22 protein-coding genes are annotated in these 24,297 nt (G+C 57.5%); 7 read left to right on the forward strand and 15 right to left on the reverse strand.

Annotated features, from left to right (window positions below; all coding sequences use genetic code 11):
* Positions 1–19: 19 nt before the first annotated feature.
* Genes FMN52_RS03630 through FMN52_RS03640 form a run of 3 tightly spaced genes read left to right on the forward strand, consistent with a single transcriptional unit; the run spans position 20 to position 2,435 of the window.
* Positions 20–664, forward strand: a complete 645-nt coding sequence (locus tag FMN52_RS03630) for a TetR/AcrR family transcriptional regulator (protein ID WP_148607342.1) — start codon at positions 20–22, stop codon at positions 662–664.
* A 19-nt stretch (positions 665–683) separates the two neighbouring features.
* Positions 684–1,358 carry a DNA-J related domain-containing protein gene (locus FMN52_RS03635; RefSeq protein WP_148607343.1) on the forward strand — a complete coding sequence of 225 codons (675 nt, stop codon included), beginning with the start codon at positions 684–686 and terminating at the stop codon, positions 1,356–1,358.
* Positions 1,359–1,403: 45 nt separating this feature from the next.
* The gene (locus FMN52_RS03640; protein ID WP_148607344.1) at positions 1,404–2,435 is read left to right on the forward strand and encodes a polysaccharide deacetylase family protein; all 1,032 of its coding nucleotides are present in this window, start codon (positions 1,404–1,406) and stop codon (positions 2,433–2,435) included.
* A 4-nt stretch (positions 2,436–2,439) separates the two neighbouring features.
* On the opposite strand, the gene FMN52_RS03645 is transcribed toward FMN52_RS03640, so the two are convergent.
* The 11 genes from FMN52_RS03645 to FMN52_RS03695 all read right to left on the reverse strand — a co-directional run bounded on the left by FMN52_RS03645 (position 2,440) and on the right by FMN52_RS03695 (position 15,952).
* Positions 2,440–3,468 carry a MalM family protein gene (locus FMN52_RS03645; protein WP_148607345.1) on the reverse strand — a complete coding sequence of 343 codons (1,029 nt, stop codon included), beginning with the start codon at positions 3,466–3,468 and terminating at the stop codon, positions 2,440–2,442.
* A gap of 62 nt (positions 3,469–3,530) precedes the next feature.
* The gene (locus FMN52_RS03650; protein WP_148607346.1) at positions 3,531–5,162 is read right to left on the reverse strand and encodes an outer membrane protein transport protein; all 1,632 of its coding nucleotides are present in this window, start codon (positions 5,160–5,162) and stop codon (positions 3,531–3,533) included.
* Positions 5,163–5,200: 38 nt separating this feature from the next.
* Positions 5,201–6,211 (reverse strand): transporter, encoded by a 1,011-nt coding sequence (locus FMN52_RS03655; protein WP_148607347.1) that lies wholly within the window; start codon positions 6,209–6,211, stop codon positions 5,201–5,203.
* 54 nt (positions 6,212–6,265) lie between these two features.
* On the reverse strand, positions 6,266–7,066 hold the full coding sequence (locus tag FMN52_RS03660) for a C39 family peptidase (protein WP_148607348.1): 801 nt from the start codon (positions 7,064–7,066) through the stop codon (positions 6,266–6,268).
* Between the two features lie 203 nt (positions 7,067–7,269).
* Positions 7,270–8,736, reverse strand: coding sequence for a DASS family sodium-coupled anion symporter (locus FMN52_RS03665; protein WP_148607462.1), 1,467 nt, complete (start codon positions 8,734–8,736; stop codon positions 7,270–7,272).
* Between the two features lie 50 nt (positions 8,737–8,786).
* Positions 8,787–9,392 carry a DUF2238 domain-containing protein gene (locus FMN52_RS03670; protein WP_148607349.1) on the reverse strand — a complete coding sequence of 202 codons (606 nt, stop codon included), beginning with the start codon at positions 9,390–9,392 and terminating at the stop codon, positions 8,787–8,789.
* A gap of 20 nt (positions 9,393–9,412) precedes the next feature.
* On the reverse strand, positions 9,413–11,161 hold the full coding sequence (locus FMN52_RS03675; RefSeq protein ID WP_148607350.1) for an N-acyl-D-glutamate amidohydrolase: 1,749 nt from the start codon (positions 11,159–11,161) through the stop codon (positions 9,413–9,415).
* 89 nt (positions 11,162–11,250) lie between these two features.
* On the reverse strand, positions 11,251–12,456 hold the full coding sequence (locus FMN52_RS03680; RefSeq protein ID WP_148607351.1) for an HlyD family efflux transporter periplasmic adaptor subunit: 1,206 nt from the start codon (positions 12,454–12,456) through the stop codon (positions 11,251–11,253).
* A 32-nt stretch (positions 12,457–12,488) separates the two neighbouring features.
* Positions 12,489–14,870: an ABC transporter permease gene (locus FMN52_RS03685; protein WP_148607352.1), complete on the reverse strand. Its 2,382-nt coding sequence runs from the start codon at positions 14,868–14,870 to the stop codon at positions 12,489–12,491.
* A 21-nt stretch (positions 14,871–14,891) separates the two neighbouring features.
* Positions 14,892–15,623: an ABC transporter ATP-binding protein gene (locus FMN52_RS03690; RefSeq protein WP_148607353.1), complete on the reverse strand. Its 732-nt coding sequence runs from the start codon at positions 15,621–15,623 to the stop codon at positions 14,892–14,894.
* A gap of 8 nt (positions 15,624–15,631) precedes the next feature.
* A complete protein-coding gene (locus FMN52_RS03695; RefSeq protein WP_148607354.1) occupies positions 15,632–15,952 on the reverse strand; it encodes a TraR/DksA family transcriptional regulator in 321 nt (106 codons plus the stop codon).
* Positions 15,953–16,095: 143 nt separating this feature from the next.
* On the opposite strand from FMN52_RS03695, the gene FMN52_RS03700 reads away from it, so the two are divergent.
* From FMN52_RS03700 to FMN52_RS03715, 4 genes are all read left to right on the forward strand, one after another.
* Entirely contained in the window at positions 16,096–16,428 is a 333-nt protein-coding gene (locus FMN52_RS03700) for a phasin family protein (RefSeq protein ID WP_148607355.1), read from the forward strand.
* Between the two features lie 9 nt (positions 16,429–16,437).
* Positions 16,438–18,240: a class I poly(R)-hydroxyalkanoic acid synthase gene (gene phaC / locus FMN52_RS03705; RefSeq protein ID WP_148607356.1), complete on the forward strand. Its 1,803-nt coding sequence runs from the start codon at positions 16,438–16,440 to the stop codon at positions 18,238–18,240.
* A gap of 69 nt (positions 18,241–18,309) precedes the next feature.
* Positions 18,310–20,034 (forward strand): diguanylate cyclase, encoded by a 1,725-nt coding sequence (locus tag FMN52_RS03710; RefSeq protein WP_148607357.1) that lies wholly within the window; start codon positions 18,310–18,312, stop codon positions 20,032–20,034.
* A gap of 63 nt (positions 20,035–20,097) precedes the next feature.
* On the forward strand, positions 20,098–21,462 hold the full coding sequence (locus FMN52_RS03715; RefSeq protein WP_148607358.1) for a sodium:solute symporter: 1,365 nt from the start codon (positions 20,098–20,100) through the stop codon (positions 21,460–21,462).
* 24 nt (positions 21,463–21,486) lie between these two features.
* On the opposite strand, the gene FMN52_RS03720 is transcribed toward FMN52_RS03715, so the two are convergent.
* The 4 genes from FMN52_RS03720 to FMN52_RS03735 are packed head-to-tail and all read right to left on the reverse strand — an operon-like array spanning position 21,487 to position 24,239.
* Positions 21,487–22,491 (reverse strand): AgmX/PglI C-terminal domain-containing protein, encoded by a 1,005-nt coding sequence (locus FMN52_RS03720; protein ID WP_148607359.1) that lies wholly within the window; start codon positions 22,489–22,491, stop codon positions 21,487–21,489.
* A 5-nt stretch (positions 22,492–22,496) separates the two neighbouring features.
* Positions 22,497–22,997 carry a biopolymer transporter ExbD gene (locus tag FMN52_RS03725; RefSeq protein ID WP_148607360.1) on the reverse strand — a complete coding sequence of 167 codons (501 nt, stop codon included), beginning with the start codon at positions 22,995–22,997 and terminating at the stop codon, positions 22,497–22,499.
* Complete coding sequence (locus tag FMN52_RS03730) at positions 22,994–23,506, reverse strand: biopolymer transporter ExbD (RefSeq protein ID WP_148607361.1); 513 nt, start codon at positions 23,504–23,506, stop codon at positions 22,994–22,996. The genes FMN52_RS03725 and FMN52_RS03730 overlap by 4 nt, the downstream gene beginning before the upstream one ends.
* Before the next feature lie 25 nt (positions 23,507–23,531).
* Positions 23,532–24,239 carry a MotA/TolQ/ExbB proton channel family protein gene (locus FMN52_RS03735; RefSeq protein ID WP_148607362.1) on the reverse strand — a complete coding sequence of 236 codons (708 nt, stop codon included), beginning with the start codon at positions 24,237–24,239 and terminating at the stop codon, positions 23,532–23,534.
* Between the last annotated feature and the right edge of the window lie 58 nt (positions 24,240–24,297).

The following is a 24,297-nucleotide window of genomic DNA, read 5'->3' on the forward strand; positions in this document are numbered from 1 at the left end:
TCAGGGACAGGATACCGACATGGATATGTTGCAATCGAGTGAAGAGGTCGCGGGCAAACGGGAACAGAACCGGATCCGGAACCGCAGGGCGATCCTGCATGCCGCCCGGGAGTGCTTTCGAGAGCGGGGTTACGAAAACTCGACCATCCGCGACATCGTGCGCCGCACGGGTCTCGCCGCCGGTACTTTCTACAACTATTTCTCCAGCAAGCAGGACATCTTTGCCGCCCTGCTCACCGACTTCCTGACCAACCTGAACAACAATCTCACGCGTCACCGGCGCGAGGCAGACACCACCGAGGATTTCATCCATTACGCCTACTTGGCGCTTTTCACCGCGACTGCCCGGGATCCACTGGTTTATGAGCTGGCGCACCGCAACGATCGCGCGCTTCGAGAACTGTTCGGTTCGGATATTCTCGGTCTGACTATGCTAACGCTGGAAGAAGACGTCCGCGAAGCGATGGAGCGAAGGCTGCTTCCCAAAATCGATCACGAATACCTCTGCGCCGCTTTTTTCGGTGTCGCCTATGAAACCAGCCTGACGCTTGCAAGGCGCGCCCACAGGCACCCGGATTCAGCGGATGCCGAAGCGTTGACCGCAACCCGGTTCTCGACCGCCCTGTTCATGGGTGGCCTTCCCCGGCTGGCTGCACTTCCCTGATGACCGGGAGTGCCCTAACATGGTGTCTATGACTGACAGCCATTCCCCAATAAATGCCTCGCACCCCAGATCAGTGGATGAAGATGACTGTCTGGAGCAGCAGATTCAGCACCTGCTGGTGGCCGTTGAGCACGAACTCCGGTCAGCACCGGCAGGCATGAATGAATTATCGCTGATTAAAGCACTCCAGAAAGCGCCCTGGGAGCTGCTTGGGGTCGTTGTTTTCAGCGAACCGGAAAGACTTTACCCGGTTCATTTTCTCTTGTTCCACGTACTCTACCGTCTCCGTGATCAGTTAGCCGAAGCCGGCGAGAGCCTGAAGATTTCCCCCCTTAGCATCCGTATCGAGGCGCAGACGGTAGTCAGTGGCGAGGGGGTGCCGGACAGTGTCGACACACTTCGTCATTTCTATCTGGATCTCTCCCAGTACCGTCTGCCGGAGGAAACAATTCAACGGATGATGAACGATTTCTGGGCAGGCGCTCCCGGCCAGGCACCTGCGCAATCCGAGGCGCGGGAAGCAGCGGGGGTACTGGGTTTCAAGGCTGTTCCAGACGATTTCCCTACCGTTAAGAAGCGTTTTCGCCGGGCGGTCATGCACGCCCATCCGGACCGCGGCGGCAAGACCGAAACCATTCAGCATCTCAATCAGGCCTTTGCCGTACTGAAAGCCCACTTCCGTCACAGTATCTGACCCGCCTGTTCAAATTGACCGGGACACAGAAACACAGGAGACGATATGCCGCTCAAAGCATTCCTGAAACCTTCCCTTCTCGCCGCTGTTATGGCAACAGCCGTCTCAGCCCGCGCTGACCTCGTTGTCCTGCAGTATCATCATGTCAGTGATTCTACGCCGTCTGCCACCAGTACTTCCGTATCACTGTTTGAAGGCCAGCTGGATATGATCTCCGACCTGCAGCTGGAAGTCGTAGACTTGCTTGAAGGCACTGAAGCCACTCTGGCTGGCGCCGACGGGCAAGGCAACCACATCGCCATTACCTTCGATGACGCCTACGACTCGGTTTATCATACCGCGGCGCCCATGCTGGCTGACAAAGACTACCCCTACACGATTTTTGTCAACACCGAAGCCGTTGGTCGTAACGGCTATATGACCTGGGATCAGATCCGGGAGCTTGCCGACCGACCGGGCGTAACCATTGCCAACCACAGTGCAGACCATGGTCATTTGGCCCGAAAGCCGAACGAAGGCGAAAGTGACTGGCGAGCCCGGGTTACCAACAGCCTTGATTCGGCCCAGGAGACCCTCGCCCGGGAACTGGAGGCACCGGCGCCCATGTTAGCGTACCCATACGGTGAGTTTGACGAGGCACTGGAGCGCAAAGTTGCTGAGCGTGGCTGGTACGGATTCGGCCAGCAGTCGGGCGCCATCGGCCCAAAAACCGAGAAAACCCGATTGCCTCGCTTTCCAATGGCAAACGCCTACGGCCAGCTGGGGGGCCTTGAGAACAAGCTTCGCAGTAGAGCCTTCCCGATTGATACCGGCAAGCTGCCAGACGGCGTGATCTCAGAGAATCCGCCCACCCTGGTTTTCCCAGTGGTTGAGCCCATTGATGCCAACCGGCTTACGTGCTTTGCTTCCGGTCAGGGACGTATCGACTTTGACGTGATTGACGGCAGTGTGAAAGTACAGGCACCTGAGGCCTTCAATAGCCGGAGATTCCGCTACAATTGCACCCACCCTGCCGGCGGTGGCAGTTACTATTGGCTGTCCCAGCAGTGGCTGGATCTAAGCAAACCCGAGGACTGAGGCCTCACTCTTCAACCTGCATCAGGCCAAGTTCACCGCGCCTGATGTGAGGGATTTTCTTGGGGCCATCACCGGTTTCCAGAACGGTCTGGCCCTCCAGATCCTGCTCCCGGGTAAACAGGACAAGCCAACGCTCCCCCTGGCTTGGAAACGCGGGAACCCATGCTTCCAGATAGCCGCGCCGGTGCCAGTTCTCGGGAGTGAAATCCATAACCAGGTCTGTTACCAACCTTAACGGTGCCATTTTCTCGTCCAGAAACACCAGGGAGGGCACGAAAACTCCGTCGTTGGCATAGGAGCGCAGGCGCATGACCAAACTGGAGTGCTTGTCCGCTTCCGGCAGCGTAATCAGTTGATAGGGACTGGTTCCCGTAAGAAACGGATGGGTTACTGAACCGCCCGAAAGGGTAACGCCAAACTCTCGTCCCGATTGCCACTCTTGCCGACTTAGAACATCCATTGACTCGCAACAGGTGGCTGAAAACCGGGTAAAGAAGTCATTGATTGAAGCTTCAATGCCCAGGATGGCGAACGCGTCCGGGTCGTAACCCTCTACCGGAGGCTGGCCCGCGCCAGCCGGCCCTGCGTGGTAGACGCTGGCTTCGGTTATCTGAACAGGTGGCTCCACCAACCCCTTCTCAATATCAGAGCGGGTGTCCGGCCGGTAATAGCTGACCCGGACATTGCCCTCTGCGTCTCGCCAGGTAAAGTAGGGCTGCCGTTCCCCGGGCCGGACGTAGCCGTCTTTTTCAAGCTGGTCGGCATCCGGATAGTTTTCCAGTGTGTACTCGGTTTCTTCCTGCAACTCTGGCGCAGGGCTGGCACCGTTGCCTGAACGCGCCGATTCTTCCGCGGCGTCCGGCTCGCGCTGTTCGCCGGCGTCCGTATTGGCGTCTTTATTTGCGGCCCCGGTAATCGGGGAGTATCGGACCCTGCCCTGCTCGTCTACCCAGGTAAAATAGCCCTCTCGCTCCGACACCGTGGACCCGCCAATCTGGCAACCCCCGAGAACTGTTGCCAGAAAAAGGCACAAGGCTGATTTCCATATAGAGCCGTTAATCACTGCGAATGACTACCCCCGGTTAATGGCACCACTCAGAACTTTGTCCGGAAACTGAGGCCTGCCATGACAACCCGTAGCGAGGTTTTGACATCGAGGCCCGCATAGGGATTGTAGATAATGTTGGTGATGTTATCGCAGTTTACGTTACAGCTGGTGTCCGCGGGAATCGACTCTACCGAGTGCAGGTAGCTGAGATTCATGTCAATTTGAGTGTCCTTGTCCCACTGGTAGCCCATACCGATGCTGTACAGATTTGCCCCACCGAACGGCGCCATTACCTGTCGCTGATCATCCGGGATAACGGAATCCCGGATTTCCACACCGGCACGCAGGTCCAAACGGGAAGACGCATGAAACTCCATGCCAAACGCCCAGTTCCACTGGCTCTTAAAACCTAACGGAAGGCGCAAAATGTTGTTTTCTCGATCCGCATTGTCTGGAGAGAGGATGCTCGCTGCGTTAATAAATTCAAGGCTACGGTCGAACCTAAATTCAAAGGCATCCCACTGTTCGTAATCGGTCCAGCCAATATCGGCGTTGAGGGTCAGTTTCGGGTGCACGTCAACACTGATGCCAGTCTGGAAGTGCTGGGGGTACACCAGATCCATACTGACGTTGCCGGATTCCTTGGGCGCACCGGAAGGCAGACTCAGGATTGCCGAGGTGATAGCACCCAGCACGGATCCGTTGACGCTCTGCCAGAAGCCTGACCAGTCGTCGGTGTACTGGATCTCGAAGGTGCCCTTCATGTTCATTTCGGCTTCTGAGGTGTAGCTTGCGCCCCAGCTGAACCAGTCCGTCGGCTCCCACATGACACCCAGGGCATAGGTGGGGGACAGGGTTTCCTGAACGTTGATACTCAGAGCACCGATATCATCCCAGGGGCCGACGTTACCGCCGCAAAGCGCCAACCAGGGCTGGAGGGGCTCGTCGCCGCTTTCACAGTTGAAGGCGTCCTGAAGCACTTCCGCGACACCCAACAGCAGGTTGGGCGCGCGCATGTATTGGTCTGCCGCGATACCCATATGGGACAGGTGAATACCGAAACCCACGGACCAATCGTCGTTGATCTCGTAACCAACCGTAGGTGAAAGATAAGTCGTACGTTGCAGCGCCGTGGCCTGAGGCTGGTAACGGCCAGGGTCGTCCTTGTCGCGATAAAAGCCGGCCGCCAGCGGCAGGTAGAACGCGTTACCAAAGGTCAGTTTCGAGCCCGGCGGGTTGATACTGATCCCCGCTGAAGGAGCCAGGGCCGGCCCGGGAGGCGCGCGAAGAATACCGTATCCGGGCAAATACAGGGCCACGTTGTTGGTGTGGCTGTGAGAATTGGCAACAGGGTCCCGTTGCTTTCCGGTCAGCGGATCCGTTTCGAGGCCATCGATACCGAAAATTTCATACCCTTCCGGCGCTGTGAAGTCCGCGTCAATGTCCAGATAGACACTCATCAGGTTCACTTCCAGCTGGCGCCCGTCCAGTTTGGTCAGGCCCGCAGGATTGTAGTGAATCGCCATGATCCCCGGCGGATCAGCAGTCACAGCGTTACCCAGCGCCAATGCCTTGGGGTGAATGGTCAAATTCTGCGCCAGTTGGGCCTGTGCGCCACAGGAGATGGTCGTGGCAATCAGGGCCGCGAGAATCTGACGGTTGTGGCTTTTCTGTCCCATGAAGTCCTTCCCTTCCCGTAGATCGTCAACGACACCAATCACTCTTTGAGACCGGAGAAGTTAATGGGCAGGGAGACCCCCAGGGAGAAGTCCGGCGCATCCTCGGTCAGGCCAATACCCAGGCTGGTGTTGACGATGGTGGTATCGCTGACACGGGTACCCAGTGACATACTCAGGAAACCGGTCATCTGGTCCTGAGCAACGGCCTGGTCGCCATTAGAGAAGGTCAGAATGGTTTCATCGCTGTAACTGAGCTGGGCGGAGATGCTCAATGAAATATCGTAGGAAAGGGAGTAGGCAAAGCCTGCCGAGCCGGACAGCCCGAAACCGGGGTCCACTTCGGTCAGCAAACGTGCCCCCCGAACCTGCTGAAGGTCTTCCGCTGGCAGGTTGTAAGTGGCACTCACTGAACCGAAAATCACCACCGGATCCAGAACCTTCGAAAGACTCGCCCCACCCCCGATAGAGTAATAGCCGCTGCCGGTGGACAGCTGCTCATTGATGTCTATCTCGTAGGGGCTGACGCCCGTCTTGGTGGAAAGGGTTCCGAATAGAGTGGTCGACATCTTGCCCGGAACGTAGGCAAATGGCTGCCAGCGTCCGGTGAAGGAGATATCGCCAAAATCATAAACGTTGAGCTCGTCCTGGGTATCGTATTTAACCACCAGCGGAATACGAGTACCCACCGTCAGGTTATCCAGCAGGCCATAATCATAGGAAAAGGAGTTCGTAAAACTGTGGGTGGCTGACGGCACCACGTCCAGGTTTCTCACTGATCCATTGGTGATGGCCAGGTCCAGCCGCTGGTCTGCGGTGTAGGAATAGTCGAAGGAATAATTCAGGGAATGGGAGCCCTTCTTCTGCAACGAATAGTTTTTCTCTGCAGCCTGGAACACTTCTTCAAGCTGTTGTGAAGCGTCCTCGTCTCCCTCCTGTTTGGCCAGCGCTTCCCGCGCCTGGTCCACACTCCCTTCCTGCGCCAGGGCCATGCCCGGAAGCAGACCTGCCGTGGAAACAAGGATAAAACCTCGCACAAACCAACGATTCATCCTGACTCCCTTATTTTATTTGTAGTTTTCCTGACCCGGGGATTGCCCGGTGAATTAGTTACGACGGTAATGCAACTGCTTTCGGGTGTTCTCTACACTGCCATCGGGATTGTTTTTCTGGCGTTCCAGCAGATTCTGGATCCGCCTCTGGGTGGACTCGTGAAACGCCGGTATCCGTTCCAGCGCCAGAAGGGTCATGGTCTGGTCATCCACGAAGCGAAGGTCCTCCTCCTTCAGCTCGAGGTTGTCCAGTGGCTTGTCACTGCCCGGAAAGACAATGAAGAGCACGTTGTCGTCCCATTTCTCCTCGAACTGGGCGAGGGTGAAGGAGATATTGCCGACCGAAGGGTCTGCCAGATAGGCACGGCCATCACGGATCGTCCGTAACACCACGAAATGCTTGAAACCGGCGTGGTGGATGGGCACGATCGCCGGGTGGTCAAGGTCCCTGAGGTCATCAATGGTGGCCCGGAAGCCACCTGACGGGTAACCGAGCGCCGTAACCAGCCGCTTCATATCGAGCATGGAAAATGCTCGGCGCTCAACGATGCGCTCGCTTTCGCCGTAATGGAGCAACCCCTCCATGACCTGTCGTTCTGACAAAGTCCGGCCCAGGTAGAAGTTCAGTACGGTGGTCAGCGCTGCGCTTCCGCAGCTATAGTCATAGGCCTGACGCACGATATTCCGGAATTTCTGCTCCACCAGCGGCTCGACCCTGACGTCGGACCGTAGCTCAATCGGGCTCGAATCCACGTCCTGTTCGATGACGATCTGGCCCTTCTCAAAAGGCTCCACCACGGTCGCTTCCTGCACCATGGTGAATGTAAGAATGGATCCAGCGAGCACCAGCAGCATGTCAGACGAAGTCCCTGTTTTTATTGGCCACGTTTTTAATCGGGTTACATGTTGTTACGGTAAGATACCGAAAAGCCTGCGCCCTTAAAGATAACTGTGCCTCAAATCTGTCGCTGCAGGAGGGGCCTTACGGAGGGGAATTGAGAACTGTTTCATGACATCGGTGGGAATCGGGATGCAGGCCCGGTTGCCGGGCCTGCCACTCAGAGAGTAAAGACCGCCCCGAGTAACAGATAGCTCAGGACAGTCACTACAACTATACCCGCGAGGTTCAAAGCAAAACCGGCTCTGATCATGTCACTGATCTGCATATGGCCACTGGAGAACACGATGGCATTGGGTGGCGTAGCCACCGGCATCATGAAGGCGCAACTGGCGGCAATTGCAGCCGGTACTGTCAGTAGCAACGGCGACACCCCCTGACTCAGGGCCAGAGCCCCCAGCAACGGCAGGAACGCCGCTGCAGTCGCCGTATTGCTGGTGACTTCGGTCAGAAAAATGATCACGGCCACCACCAGCAGGATCATGACGAGAGTCGGCAGAGTGCCGGCTACACCAAGACTTTGGGCGATCCACTCCGCAAGGCCCGAACTGCTGATCACGCCGGCCATGGCCAGCCCCCCGCCAAACAGGAGCAGTACGCCCCAGGGAATACCCTTTGCGGTTTCCCAGTCCAGCAGAAATTCACGGTTGCGGGTATTCACCGGGATAATGAACATGGCGATGGCCGCAGCAATGGCAATGCCGGTGTCGCTTAGCCAGGGCATCAATCTGTCGGATAACAGAGGCCTGAAGATCCAGGCACTTGCAGTGATCAGGAACACCAGCGCGACGAGTTTTTCACCCTTCCTGAGCGAGCCCAACGCATCAAGCTCTTGCCGTATGGCCTTGCCACCGTCGCCAGAGTTGCCAAGACCGAAGTCCCGGCGGGTCAGCCACCACCATGCCAGCACCAGCATTACGATCGTCACCGGAACGCCAAGAAGCATCCATTGGGCAAAGCCCACGGAGACCCCCTGATTTTCGCTCAGGTAGGCGGCCAGCAAGGCATTTGGCGGTGTGCCAATGAGTGTGGCAATGCCACCGATGCTGGCAGAATAGGCGATAGCCAGCAGCAGTGCCGTGGCATAACGCCGAACGCCCTCAGGGTTATCATTGGTATCCATCATGGCTACCACCGAAAGACCAATCGGCAGCATCATAATGGCGGTTGCCGTATTGCTGACCCACATGCTCAGAAAGGCCGTGGCCAGCATGAACCCGGCAATCTGGCGTCGGGGTTTGCTACCCACAGCCTTTAGCGTCATCAGGGCGATTCGCCGGTGCAGGTTCCACCTCTGCATCGCAAGCCCGAGGGTAAATCCCCCCAGGAACAGAAAAATGATTGGATTGGCATAGGGCTCGGTGGCTTCACCAACTGTTCCGAGTCCGAGCGCGGGAACCAGCACGATCGGTAACAGGGCAGTTGCGGGGATCGGAATGGCCTCGGTGGACCACCAGGTCGCCATGAGCAACATCAATCCCAGGGCGGACCATGCTTGCGCAGACATGGTTTCAGGAGGTGGAAGGATAATAGTCGCCACAAGAAACGCGGCGCCGAGGATGAGCCCGATCACCTGGCTGCGGGGTATACCCTCCGGTTGGTTGTCAGCATTGAGTTCTTCCGGCATACAGTTCTGTTCCATTAATCAGACATTCCACTCCAGCTCGCGGCACAGCGTCATAGCTCCTGAAGCTGGCGATCATGAAAACGCCCGAGCAGGATAAGCGCCAGGATGGCCCCGGACAATGCCCAGGCCATATCCGACTGAGTGTCCCAGACGTAACCCTGGGTGCCCAGAAATGCCTCGGCGGCTTCGTCACTGAGCAAGGCTACCCACCATTCAATCAACTCGTAAAAGGCGCTTACCGCCAGACAGAAACAGACGATGAAAAACGCAGCCCAGCGGCGACTGGAGAACACCTCGAAACGAATAACCACTTCCCTGGCGACCATTGCCGGTATAAACCCCTGCGCCAGGTGACCAAGCTTGTCGTAATTATTGCGATCCCAGTCAAACCAGTCCCGAAACCAGTCGAACAGAGGCACTTCCGCATAGGTGTAGTGCCCGCCAACCATCAGGATGATGGCATGGACCAGAATCAGGAAATAAACCAGTGGCGTCAGCGGATAACGGAAGAAACACCAGGCGACCAGGACAAAACCGATGGCCGCAGGCAGAACCTCAAGTACCCACGTGGCCCGATCCTTGGGCGCGACGGCAGACCAGACAAATACTGCAAGAAAGACCAACACCCAGACCGCGGGTGCAAATCGCTGGTTCATAGGTTTCCTTTTGTCCGTGATTATCCAGACGCCCCGGCGCGCAGGAACTGTCCGTATCCAGGCTCCCTGCCCAATGCAGGTTCTACCTCACCATCCGTTACCGCAGGTCGGCCGTTGATCAGCACCTGTTTAATACAACCAGGCACCCGGTTGACCATTCTTTCCAGTCCGAAGTTTTCCATCTCGGCCCATTCAACCTGCTCCAGATCCTGATCGAGGCCACGGGGATCAAGTACCGTTATATCCGCCCGGTCCCCCATTCTGATATGACCTGCATCAACACCTAGCCAGTCTGCCTGTTCACCAGTCAGCCGATGAACGGCGCGTTCCAGCGACATGACCGGCTCGCCCTCGCCATGGCTCTCGTGAACCAGTTTCAGAAACCGGAGAGGCAGATTATAGAACGCCATATTCCGGATGTGGGCGCCGGCATCGGAGAAGGTGATCAGGGCACCGGGGTTGGTGACCATTTTCCGAAGCCGATCCTTTCTGTGGTTCCCTACCGTGGTAAACCAGCGCAGCGACCGGCCATGGGCGACCACCATGTCGAGAAAGAAATCGACCACATGGATGCCACGGTCAGCGGCGAGTTCAGCAAAGTTGCGCCCGACAACGCTTTTATCCGGACAGTCTAGAATCACGGCATCGCCGAAATCCCTCTGCCACACTCGTGGCGAAAGCTTTTCCTTGTAGAATTTCCTGAATTTCCGGCGGTACTGTTCGTCCTTCAGAAGTTCGTTGCGATCAAGTTGATCCCGTATATCGAGGGCCATTTCACCGGCACCGAATTCTTCAAACAGCACAATATCCATACCATCAGCATAGACCGTGAACGGCGTTGGCAGCAGCTGCCAACGAAAGTTGCCGCCAAAGCTGTTGGCCAGCCATCCCACCAGGCTGGCCATCGGTTTCACCGTGGGATTGCCTTTCAGATCGATCATGGCAATCAGGGTTGTTTTCAGAGGCTTTCTCAACCAACCCAGGGTCTCTTTCAGATACTGGGTTACCTGCAGCGGATTGGCCGCATTGGGTGCACCCTGGTGCACCCTTCCGTAACGGCGCAACAGCGCATTCAGACGGCTGATCTCGCGCCATCGGGCGTAGGTGCTCGGCAGGCTCTTTGACCACTCCCGGTCACCGTCCACTTTGTCCCACTTGAGGCACATGGTGGAAAGACCAAGGAATCCTTCCTTCAGCGCCTCCTCAAGCAGGTCTTCCATTTTTCGCTGCTCTTCTGCTGTCGGAGTCACGCCCCGGTCAGTTGCGCGATGCAGCCCCATGACCGCCGTCCTGAGATCACTGTGACCGAGAAAGCTGATGACATTGGGCCCCAGTGAATGCTGGTCCATGAACGCCACCCATTCTTTTGGTGTCTCCCAGGACTTGTGCTGTTTAAGAATAGGCAGCACTTTTTCCCTCGGGACCGTTTCCACCCGGGTAAAAATATCCGAGGCGTCCTCCGGATCGGAACAGACCATACTTAGGGAACAGCTGCCGATCAGCGCAGTGGTAACGCCGTGACGCACTGATTCAGAAAGGGACGGAGCCACCAGCAACTCGGCATCGTAATGGGTATGGGTGTCAAGAAATCCCGGCGTCACCCAGCAACCGCTGGCTTCAATCGTGCGCGTCGCGAGGCCGGTGTCCGGTTGTTCATCAAATATCGCGGCAACCCGCCCATCTTTGACGCCAACATGGGCGATCCGTGAGGGTCCGCCGGTACCATCAAAGTAACGACCACCGATAATGAGAGTATCGAACTGATTCACCGTGCCAGGCTCCTTTTTATTGTTTTATGCCGTCAGTCTAGCCAGCGAAACGTGATATGTCCTCTCATTTCATCCGGCAATGCAGGCCATTAACGAACCCTGATTCGGCTGCCGTCTTCAAGCTGGCGATCCGGATGCCGGACGACGCTGTCTGCTTCGGTCAGCCCATCCTGAATCACCGTATGGAATCCGTTCGTACGTCCGACCGACACGTTCGTCAGCACAGCCCTTTCGTCAATAACGCGGAATACCTGGTGCCTGCCGTCATTGACGAAGATCGCAGACTCGGGAATCTGAACGACATCGTCTGAACGCCAGAGCAGAAACTCGGCGTCCACTCGATAACCATCTCCGAGGCTTTGCCAGGCATCCGGAGGGCTGACGATGTCCGCAACGACTTGCACGCGTCTCTCTTCCACGCCAAGGGCCGACACGTCTTCGAATCCAACGGGCTCAACCCGCCGGACAACGGCATCGAGGGTGCCTCCGCCCCAGCCAGTGAGTCGCGCCACAATACCCGGCCTGAGGTTCACGGCATCAAAGCTCAACACATCAACGACCACCTCAAGCGCCCCGGGATCGCCGAGTTCCAGAATGGATTCACCGGCCTGAATGACGCCCTCGCTTTTTCGGACAATGCCGAGGACTGAGCCATTCACCGGAGATCTTACCGGCACACGTTCAACCGCGCCGTCGCCATTAGCCCGAGCAGCAGACACTTCAAGTCGGGTTCTGGCCGCTGCCAGTTCATGGGCCATCACTTCCTCGTCAAAGCGGGCGGAACGCAGAATGGCCTTTGCCCTGTCCGCAGCAGACCTCGCCTGCTGCAAACGCTCGTCGGAAACAAAATGGTCATCACTCAGCGCCTGCAGACGAGCCAGTTCCCGTACGGCCAGATCTGCCTCGGCCTCAGCGGCTGCGACTTTTTGACGGGTGGAATTGAGCGCTGAACGGGCCGATTGTACCTTGGCCTCTGCTTCTGCCCGGCTGCGGGCATCGAGGGTGCTGGCAGGCATGGGATCCACCTCGGTCAACAGCTCTCCCGGAATCACCGGATCCCCCACCTCCAGCAATACCCTGTGTAGGTAGCCGGCAACCGGGGAAGACACCACGTACCGATCCCGCACCCGGGTTTTTCCCTCTTCCTTGATGGTGATTTCCATGGGTCCACGGGTTACTGGCGCCGGATCCACCCAAACCGGATCGGGACGGATCGTGACCACGACTGCAGCAGTGGCGAGCAAAACAAACACGCCCCAGAATAACCATTTTCCGGCAAACCCTTTTTTCGCCATAACCTCAGCTCACTCCCTGGTTGCTTCCAAATCTATTCCCGTGTTTTCAACACCGCTACCAGATCCAGCGCTTTCAGGCGCCACCAGGCAATCACCCCGGAAGCGATTGCCGATACCACCACGACCAAAGCGGACATGCCAAGCGTCTGGGTGGTTATAGTCAGGGGTACCCGGTACAGCTCGGTTTGCATGGCAGTAATAATCATGAGTGCCAAACCCTGGCCAATCAGCCAACCAAGAGGAATACCCAGCAACAGCAAGAGCGCAACCTCTCCCAACAATATATGCGCAACTTCACTATGGGTGTACCCCAGCACCCTCAGACTCGCCAGCTCCCGCCCTTTCTCCGCCAGGGAAATCCGAATGGTGTTGTAGACCACTCCAAATGCAATGATTCCGCCCATCAGGCTGTTGAAAAAGGTAAAGGTCAGGAAGGTCCTCGCCAGGGTGTCATAGAAACTGTCCAGCATGGCCTGACGGATGCTCAAGCCAAGCACCCCGGGTGTGTCGCGAAGGCTGTTGTAGACTTGCGAAGCTTTGTCAGGGTCCAGGTTCATCATGGCCTGATTGATCAGGGCACCGTCACCCAGTGCCCGATTCAGGGCATCCAGATCCATATAGGCACCTACCCCGAGAAACTCGCTGGTGATACCGGCGACAGGAACCATAACCGTCCGCCGATCACCTTCGAGCAGCTCCAGCTGCAGAACATCCCCTGGCCCGACACCAAGCTCATCGGCCAGGTAGTCGGTTAACAGCAGCCCTTCCTTTGGCAGCGGCACCGGTTGAAGGTCACTGTCGATGACAAATTGCAGCCGGGCATGGGCGGGTATTCCCGTGACCGCACTTCGCCATTCTCGATGGCCGGAAACCAGACGGGCGGGCACCGAGCGGCGACCCTCAACGTACCGGATCCCGGCCTGCCTCTGCAGGCCGAACAGCGCCGCGCTATTCACCGGATCAATAAAGGTCACGGCCAGATCCTGTTGCTGCACCCGTGCAAACTGCGTGTGCACCATCAGGGATACCGAATCGAACTGGAAGTTACCCACCATCACAATGGCGGTAGCCATGGCGACCCCGCTCATGGATAACAATGTCCGGACCGGGCGCCGGGAGAGCTGGCGCACGATCATTCGAGAGGGTTGGGAGAAACGGATTCCCGAAAGCAGCTTTTCTACGGCAGTCACCTGGTATCTGGCGGGGCCTTCGGGCCTCATAGCTTCCGCGGGCGGCAGGGAGGCCGCCTGCCTGATGGCTCTCCAGGCACCGAGCCAGGCGACCGCGATGGTCATTATGCCCAGTAGCAGGAGCCATAACGGGTCGATACGGAACAACAGCCCGGGAAACCGGTAGTAATCCATATAGAGTTCCCCCAGTGACCGCCCTAGCCAAAGTCCCAGAGCAAGCCCGGCCAGCAAACCGATAACCGCAATCACTATGACCAGTTTGCTGTAATGCCAGGCAATCTGGCGATTGCTATAGCCAAAGGCCTTGAGTACGGCAACGATATCCCGCTGGGTGCTGATCAGACGGCCAATCACCACATTCAGCAGAAACATGGCCACGCTCATGAAAATGAGAGGAAAAACCGTCGCCATGGTTTTCAGCTGATTCAGCTCGTCACTCAGGAAACGGTGAGAAAACTGCTCGTCCCGGTCAAAGGCCCCCGTCGCCCCATACCGGGCTAGCAAGCGATCCAGGGCATCGACCACGGATGCAACGGAATAGCCCGGCTTGAGCGTTGCCACCAGGCTATTGAAGGCCCCCCGCATGTCCATGGCGGATTCCAGGGCCTCCCGGTTCATCCAGAGCACGCCATACCGCTGATAATCCGGCAGCATGCCACCAGGCGGAATAACGTAGATGAACTCCGGCGACTCAACAATACCGGTCACAGTGAGGGCCTGTCGGCGTCCGTTGATAATGGCCTGAAACTGATCACCCAATGCCAGCTCATGTGCTTCGGCAAAACTTCCGATGACCGCAACTTCCTGACTGCGGCCTACCCCGGGAAGGCGCCCCTGACGGATAAAAAGGCCATTCACGGCGGGCTGACCCTCCGGAGGAATAGACACCAATCGGGCCGACACCGGATCCGGGAAACCTTGTATTTCCAGTTTCGCAGCCCCTTCGACTCTCCCCTCGTACCTCGCAATGCCAGGCAGTGAAGCTATTTCCTTTAAGGTATGACGTGGTGCCCGTTTAACGGGTGCAAACACATCGGCAAACTGGTGCTGATCGTAATATTGGGCTCTGGTTGCCAACAGCGATGAATAGTTCACCAGGGACATGACGCACACGCCCACACCACCGGCGATCACCAGAGCGATGGCGAGAACCTGACCACGCATTTGCCAGAGTTCCCGCCGTAGCTTCACATTCAGAACCGTGTTCAAACCCTTTCGGGGCATCGCTGTCACTCTTCCCTGCTGTCACCAGGATAATGTGCGGGGATCCTGCCGACGTTCGTTGCGGCGCTCGCCGCTAATATTGCCGTCCGAGAGCGTGATCACGCGATCCGCCATGCCGGCGATAGAGGCATTATGGGTGATGATTACGGTAGTCGTGCCGGTTTCCCGGTTGGCCTTGTCCAGGGCTTCCAAAACCAATATACCGGTAGCGGAATCGAGGGCGCCGGTTGGCTCATCGCAAAGCAACACCTCCGGACGCTTTGCAATAGCACGGGCAATGGCAACGCGCTGTTGTTCACCACCTGAAAGCTGGGCCGGAAAGTGGTCAATGCGCGCTGTCAGTCCAACCAGCTCCAGGGCCTCTTCGGGTGACATCGGATTGGACGCAATCTCGGTGACTGCCGCGACATTTTCACGAGCGGTCAGGCTTGGAATGAGGTTGTAAAACTGGAAAACGAAACCAACATGCTCTCGGCGGTAACGAGTCAGTTCGCGGTCTCCGGCTGCGCTGAGATCAATATCGCGATACCGGACCTCACCGGACGATGGCACATCCAGCCCGCCAAGAATGTTCAGGAGGGTGGATTTGCCCGAGCCGGAAGCCCCCAGCATGACGACCAGCTCGCCGCCATAGAGCTCCAGATCCACCCCACGAAGCGCATGAACCTGAACCTCTCCCTGGTCATAGGTTTTTGTGAGGCCCCGGGTCTGAAATACTGCAGAGCCGGTCCTGGCTTCCTTTCCTGGCACCATGGTGTCAATCAGTCTTCGGCACAGTCCACGCAAACCGTGGTATACGGCAGCACCTGCAAGCGTCGAGGGTCGATGGCCTCGCCACAGGACTCGCATTGGTCGCCCATGCCGTTATCGATCCGCGCCAGAGCGTGTTCAATTTGTGCGAGTTCGGCACGGGTTTCAGTTTCAAGCGAGTCAACCACCTCGTCATTCTGAGTCTGGGCAGCCTGCTCCTCGAAATCCTTGTCCAGAGCACCACCTTCCCGGTGCTGGTGAGCTTCGTATCGGGAAAGCCTGGCCGTCAGATCTGCTCTCAGTGTTTCCAGTTCGGATTTCCGGTCAGTCATGTGGCGCCTCCTGCCTTGCCGGGAAAACATGTTCATACAGTAAAGCATAAGCTGAACCCGGGATTGATGCTTGTCAAAATTGCGTCATGCCGGGTGAGGCAGAATAGAGTTCCATCAAACCTGTATGCAAAGGAGTTGTGACTATGAACACTGAGCTTTTCGAGAAAGCGACACGCCTGAACGAAACCCTGTTTGAGCAATTCGGCAAGGCCGCGGAGATGCAGATGAACGCCTTCCGCCGCTATGCCGATGTCACCATGGAGCAGGCTAAAAAGGTATCTGAAGTCCGTGATCTGGATGGCCTGAAAAGCCTGACAGGAGACCAGGCGGAAACACTGAAATCCCTGAGCGAGCAGTTCACGGCAGACTGGAAAGCCTGGCAGGATTATTTCAACGAAAGCCGGGAGCAGATTCAGAAGGTGTTCGAGAAAACGGCGGAAGAAACCACCAAAGCCAGCCCGAAAGCTGCCAAATAAGGGATAGCCATGTTCGGTCTGGATACGCTCGGAAAAGCTGTCGGTCACCTCGTCAACGGCTTCGAAACCAACGTCCGCCAGGGACAGCAACAACTGGAGAAAGCGTTGGGAGATGCTGGCGTCCTGGATGCTGCAACGCTCTCCACGATAACGGAAATGTCCGATGCCTACCGCACGATGGCGGAGGACCTGCTACTCCACCCGCTCCGATTTGCAGGAGCGGAACTGGATCTTGCCCGCAAACATTCCGCGCTGGGGTATTACACCCTTGCGCGGCTCGTGGGCAAGGACAAGAAGCCCGTTGTCGAACCAGAGCCCGACGACCGACGTTTCCAGGCCGAGGACTGGCACAAGCATCTGCCTTTTGATGTTCTCCACCAGGCCTATCTGATCAACTCACAGGCCTTTCTGAACTGGGCGGCCGGCATGGAAGGGATTCCACCGGCAGGCCGGGACCAGATGCTGTTCTACGCCCGGCACCTGACCAGCGCACTGTCACCCTCGAATTTCCCGGCCACGAATCCGGAAGTGCTCAGGATTACCTGGGAACGCAAAGGGATGAACCTGATTGACGGTGGTAGGCAGCTGATCGAAGACCTGCGCCAGAATCCCTCCCTGTTCAATGTTGGCATGACTGATCGCTCAGCCTTTGAGGTGGGACGTAACCTGGCAACCACCCCGGGCAAGGTGGTGTTCCAGAACGAACTGATGCAGTTGATCCAGTACTCGCCGACAACTGAAACCGTCAGCAAACGACCATTACTGATTGTTCCGCCCTGGATCAACAAGTATTACATCCTGGACCTGACCGCCAGAAACTCCTTTATCCAGTGGTTGGTAAACCAGGGACAAACCGTTTTCATTATTTCCTGGCGCAACCCAGGCCCCTCCCTCCGGGATAAGGGCTGGGAAGACTATATGGAACTCGGGCCACTGGCTGCCATGGATGCGGTTACCGAAGCCACCGGCGAAGAGCAGATGAATGTAATAGGTTATTGCATCGGTGGCACCCTACTGGGCTCAACACTGGCCTGGCTCAAGAAAAAAAGCCGTAATCCGGTAGCCAGTGCTACCTATCTGACTACCCTTCTGGACTTCTCGGACCCTGGCGGAATCGGTGTCTTCATCAACGATCACTCGATCCGGGGTATTGAGAAAATGCTGGAGCGCAAGGGCTACCTGGATGGTCGCGCTATGGCGTTCACGTTTAACCTTTTGAGGGAAAACGAGTTGTTCTGGTCGTTCTGGACCAATAACTACCTCAAAGGCCAGAAGCCCGCGGCTTTTGACCTGCTGTACTGGAACACCGATGGCACCAACCTGCCGGCACGGATGCACAGTTACTACCTGCGCCAGATGTACCTGAATAACCGGTTGGTGCAGCCAGACTCCCTGAATCTGCTCGGTGAATCCATCAATCTGTCCGAGATCGAGGTGCCCTCTTTTTTCCTGTCTGCCCGACAGGATCATATCGCCAAATGGAAAACCACCTATAAAGGCGCCCTGGCCCACGGCGGTGATGTCCGCTTTGTGCTCTCTGGCTCGGGGCATATCGCCGGCGTGATCAATCCGCCCTACAAGGAAAAGTACGGCTACTGGACCAACGGCACACTGGTACCGGATGCCGACGCCTGGTTCGAGCAATCCGAACACCATCCCGGATCCTGGTGGCCCCACTGGCTTGAGTGGATTGCGCGCTTCTCGGACGGCGAAGTATCGGCTCGTATCCCGGGCGAAGGGAAATTGCCTGCGATCGAGAACGCACCGGGCAGCTACGTGAAGGTCAAGGCAGCAGATGCTGCCAAGGATTAAACCAAGCGCTACACGTCCGGCGCCAGAACTCGGCGTCCAACCAAAAACAAGACAAAATCGGGAGAACCCATGGGGCGGCCGCTACCGATATCGCGCATCATGCACAGCGGTCTTTTGCTGCGTTGCCCGCCGCAGACATCAATCGCTGATGCCGCTGCGCGGATGGCTGAAAATTCCGTCAGTTCGATTCTGATCACAGAGAATGACAAGGTGATTGGAATCTGGACCGAGCGGGATGCCCTGACTGTCGACTTTTCCAATCCAGAAAGTTTCGAGCGGCCGGTAAGTTCGGTTATGAGCTCTCCGGTATTGACGCTCTCCTACGGTATGGATGCCGGGGAAGCGGCGCTGCGTTTCCGGGAAACCGGAAAACGCCACTTTCTGATCGTCGATGATTCCGGCACACCGGTCGGCATTCTTTCCCAGACTGATCTTGCGCTGAACCAGGGGCTTGAACCATACCTGCGCCTGCGGGAAGTAAGTACGGCGATCCCCCATCCCCCGCTGGTTACCGATGGCACGCTACCACTCTCTGAGGTGGCAGCGATCATGCACCGTCATCAGACAGATGCTGTCGTCGTGAACTGCCACGGCGAGGGTCTGGGCATCCTCACCGAGCGGGATATTGTGCGCCTGATAGCTCGCAACACCGGCAACGCGTTGGCCTCTGATCTGGCCACCCGACCATTATTTACGGTCAGCGAGTCTGACCCGTTGATTCATGCCAGGGATCTGCTGATCAACCATCGAATCCGCCATCTGGCGGTCACTAACAGCCAGGATGAAGTTACCGGCCTGATCGGCTACAACGATATGCTCGCGGGCGCCGAACAGATGTATCTTGACGATTTACGTGAAGCCCTTGAGCAGAGGGATAAGGCCCTTGCCAAATCCCGCCAGACTCTCCAGTTGGCAGAACGGGTGATTGAGTCCTCGTTCGAAGGCATCATGGTGACGGACAAGAACGTGAACATCGAGTTCGTTAACCCGGCGTTCACACACCTTACCGGCTACAGTCAGGAAGAAGTTGTCGGCAAATCGCCACAGATCCTTTCATCGGGGCGACACGACAGCGAATTCTACCAGCGGATGTGGAACTCCCTGGTCACCCACGGCTATTGGCGGGGCGAAATCTGGAACCGGCGCAAAACCGGAGAACTCTACCTCGAACTGCTGACAATCACCGCTATTACCGACAACGAAGGTAACACCACCCACTACGCCGGTCTGTTCACCGATATCACCCAGAACCGGAAAAACGAGGAACAGATCCGCCAGCTGGCCTACTACGACGCGCTTACCGGCATCCCGAACCGCCGGTTGCTGGAAGACCGCCTGGAGCACGCCATTCGGCATGCCCACCGACGCTCTTCCCTGCTGGCTGTCATGTTCATGGACCTGGATCATTTCAAGAACGTGAACGACCGGCTTGGCCACGCCGCCGGCGATGAATTACTGCTCCAGTTCACAAGCCGTGTCCAGAGCTGTCTGCGTGAGGACGATACCCTGGCCCGATTGGGTGGGGACGAATTCATTGTCCTGTTACCCGACCTTGAACAGCCCGAGGATGCCTACCAGGTGGCGGAACGCTTGATTGCGAGAAATGAACAGCCCTACCGAATCAACGGAGAATCCCTGAAGGTCGGTTCCAGCATCGGCATCAGCCTCTACCCCCAGGATGGCACCACCGCCTCCGAGATGCTGCAAGGTGCCGACATCGCCATGTATCGAGCGAAGCAGGACGGGCGAAACCTGTTCCGCTTGTTCAATCCTGCGATTGCCAAAGGCGCCTGATCTCGCCCCGCATTCGCCAATGTGGCACTATTGCCCGCTCGATGAACGGCGGAGAAGCTCCCAATGTTTTATACCACCCTTGCGGCGATTGCGGTCGCCATGATCCTGTTCGCCTGGCTCGGACTCAGGGCCCGTCTGGCTGACGGCGGCCTGGATGACTATGTGACGGCCCGGAACAGTCAGGGGGCCAAAGCCCTTGGGCTTTCTTTCCTCGCCTCGGGCATGGGCGGCTGGATCCTGTTTGCACCGCCAGAGGTAGGCGCGCTGGTCGGTCCTCTGGCACTGGCCGGCTATGCCCTGGGTGCCGCGTTGCCGTTTATCGTGTTCGCCTTCTGTGGCCCCGCCATCCGCCGTTTCCTGCCCCAGGGACGCAGCATCGGTGAGTTCGCCAACGCCTGTTATGGCAATGGTGTTAGGCGCTATGTCTCGATGATTTCAGTGCTCTACATGCTCTGCTTCCTGACCGCTGAACTCACCGCCATTGGCGCCATTACGTCACTGCTTTCAGGCATCGACGGTGGCGTTGTGGTGATTGGGGTCGCCGTAACCACGCTGATCTATACCGCCGTCGGCGGCCTGCGCGCCAGTATCGTCACGGATCAATGGCAGGCCCTGTTGCTGATTGGCCTGTTGGGCATTGTCAGTTTCGTGGCGCTTGGAAAACTTCCGGACGCGGCACCGACGGCACTTCCGGATATTCCGACCTCCGCTGCCCTGAGCGTAGCGCTGACTCTGGTCATCGCAGTAACCGCTGCAAACCTGTTTCACCAGGGATACTGGCAACGCTTGTGGTCTGCCCGGGACACCCAGGCCCTGAGCCAAGGCGCGCTGTTGGGTGGTGTAGTCACCATTGCCGTTGTCGCAGTGGTAGGCGGGCTTGGCATTCTGGCGGCCATGAGCGGCGCCGACCTTGGCAATCCTCCTATTCCGTTCTTTGCCTTGCTGGCCGATGCCCCGGCCTGGCTGGCTTTGCCGGCGCTTATTCTGGCCATCACGCTGGTCGCTTCGTCCGTGGATACCCTGCAGAATGCGCTGGCATCCCTGGCGGTTACCGAGAAACAGGGGCTCTCCATTGTCAGCGCCCGATGGTTCACGGTGCTACTGATGATTCCAGTGGTTCTGGTAGCGCTTCAGGGGATCTCTGTGCTGCGGCTGTTTCTGATCGCGGACCTGCTGTGCGCTACAGCAGTATTGCCGGTATTGATGGGACTCTGGGGGAAAATGACCACCCGGGCGGCGATTCTGGGCTGTCTGGCAGGGCTTTTCGGGGCGATTCTGCCCGGCTGGATTTCTGGAGGAAGTTTGATGGCCGGCCTGGAAGCTGCGAGTTTCCCCGGCAGCATTCCAACCCTGATGCCTTTCGTTGGTGCCCTTGCAGGCTCTGGATTGGTAAGTCTCGCGATCGCGGTTGCAGCCCCGAAACGCTAGGAAGAGACATTGCTGTCCAGCCCTCTAGCTGGACAGCAGCTCAATCGGGTACCGGATTTTGGTTTGGTCGACCCCCGGCCGCGCCCCGAAATCCACTAGCCTCAAGCGGTTACAGATCTTGCTCTCGAGCGCCGGCTCATTCAACGTGGATTCCACTACTGAGCAACTGGATACCGCACCATTAGGCTCTATGACCAGCTCCGGAGTGATACTCCCCTGAAGCGAAGGCTTACGTCGCAACTCCCGGTTGTAAATGCTGTATATCGCGGACTTGTTGGCGTCCATTGTCCGACGCAATTCTTCCTTGCTCCGGGTTCGGGCAGCGGTTTCCTGCTGCTCCTTGCGGGCCGCCTCTTTGACTGCAGCAACCCGTTCTGCCTCCGCAACTTCTGCGCGCTGGCGCTCAGCAAGCGCGACCTGACGAGTCTCCCGGTTCAGAGCCTCCTCCTTTACGCCACTGCTCCGGGTATTCTCCGACGCACGCGACGCCAGGGTATCACCGGTTTTCCGCGCGATGGGTTCAGCAGTCTTTGCTACCGGCCCATCGAGCTTGACTGAATCTGCCAGGGAACTCAGTTTTGAGAGCTCGTTCCCCATGGCCAGAATACCGGTATTCTTTGCCTTCTCCCGGGCTTTGGCGACCTCTTCAGGCTTCGGCTTCGGCTCTGGCTTTGGCTCTGGTTTTTCCGCTACCTGTGGTTCAGGCTCCGGCTCCGGTTCCGGAACTACCGGCTCAGGTACGGGCGCCGGCTCCGGTTCAGGCTTCGCCTGCTCCACCGGCTTTTCCTCAGGCTTCGGCGGCTCGGGCTCGGGCAGCACCGGTTTCGGCGGCTCCTTTTTCTCGATGATCAGTTTGGCGAGCTGGGGCGGCAAGGCCTCCTGTTCCTGCCTGTCCCGCTCTGGGAGTTCTATCCAGCTGACATAGCCTGCGAATGCGAGGAACAGTGGCACCACCACAACGGCTGCCGCCAGCAGCCGCTTTCGCTCCCCTCGCTCCTGATTCCAGGGCAATCCGTACCGGTAATCCATATTGGTCAGGCTCCCTGTTCCGTACGCTGATTAACCGCCAGGGAAATGCTGGCATAACCGGCGTCCACACAGGTGGACATAATTTTCTTGAGCAACTCGTAAGGCAACTCCCGGTCCGCAAGGATGGTAATGGGGCGACCTGCATCCGATGCAGGTGCCGACGAACGGCTGGCCTGGTAGTCCAGCTCCTGTTTCAGGAAAGGCTCAACCTGACCGTCAAAGGTCTGGAAGGCGTCGCGTTTCACCACCAGTCGACCGTTTACCAGGATATCCCGGTCGGTCACGGTCAATGCCAGCACATCGCCCGGGGCTTTCTGGGCGGTGGAATCCGGCAGTTTAATGGTGCTGTTCTGGTTCAGTACCTGTACGTCGGACGAGGAGTTCACCATCAGGAAGAACACCAGGATGGTGAAGATATCCATCAGCGACACCAGGTTCATCTTTCCCTGGCTCTTGTTGCGGCGGTAATGGCGCTTCAGACGACGGGCTTTGGCGGATTCTTTCATGAACTCACCTCCGCGGATCCCGGTGACTGGGGCGGAGCGTCACCGAGCGAGATCTCCGGGAACAGCTCTGCCTCTACTACACTGCCAGCGACCACGGCCTCATAGGAGCGTACCGTGTCCATGACAGAAACCAGGGACTGATAGGACGTCTGCCGGGAGGGCATGATGATCACATCCTTTTTATCCGGCACCCGACTCTTGATTTCCTTCATGACATCCTTGAGCAAAGCGAAATCAAACTCGCCCTCACGCTGTGGAATATCCTTGATGACGCCGCCCTGGTTATCGGCAACGACCAGACGATCCTCATAGATCACGACCTGAATCTGCAGTTCTTCCGCCTGCTCCGCCGACAAGCTTTCACCCGTCGGGAAGTTGAGTTCCAGAACACTGGTGTGGGCAAACACCATATTCAGCAGCAGTACCGGCACCAGCACAATCATGAGGTTCATGAAAGGCGTGATGTCGAGATCAGCCTCACTTTGTAGGCGACGATGTTTCCGTCTCATGGCCTGACATCCTTCTGGCTGGTTATCAGGCCGGGCTACCGGCCGGAGTCGCTACCTGTGTCGGCCCAGCGGCATGCTGGGCCTGTGGCTGAACGGCGGATTTGTTGCCAGAGCCGTCGCTGAGAAGGTTCAACACCTTGATACCGGCCATCTCGAAGCTATCCACGATTTCATTGGTCTTGGTCTGCAGCAGGGAGTGGATCAGCAGCATCGGAATGGCGGACATCAGGCCAAAAGCGGTGGTGTTCATGGCGACCGAAATACTCTGGGACAAGAGGCTCGCCTTCTGAGCCGGATCCGCCGCGGCTACTGCGGTAAACGCGGCAATCAGACCGATAATGGTACCAAGCAGACCCAGCAGCGTGGCGATGTTGGCCAGCGTTGCAAGGTACTGTGTGCGCTTTTCCAGCCGGGGCATCACATCCAGCAGCCCCTCTTCCATGGCGTATTCGATCTCTTCGCGACCCTGGCGGCGGGCCAGACGCTGGAGGCCGAAGCCGATCATGGTCGACATGGCACTACCGGATTCCTGGGTGTAATTCAGGGCGCCTTTCAGATCGCGCTTGGCAATCATCTGGTGCAGGCGGTTGAAGTCCCGACGGTTGGTCAGTTTCTGGGCGGAGAGGTAGACGTAACGTTCAATGGCGACAATGAGTCCGATAATCAGCACAACGGCGATCGGAAACATAAAAAAGCCACCTTCCTGGAAGAAGCGAACGGCGGTATCGATCATTTTCTGGGCACTCCATGGTCCGGTTTTCAGATCAGTCTATGCGCGGCCTGACCTTGTG

This window comes from Marinobacter sp. BW6, from assembly GCF_008107725.1.
Lineage (GTDB): Bacteria > Pseudomonadota > Gammaproteobacteria > Pseudomonadales > Oleiphilaceae > Marinobacter.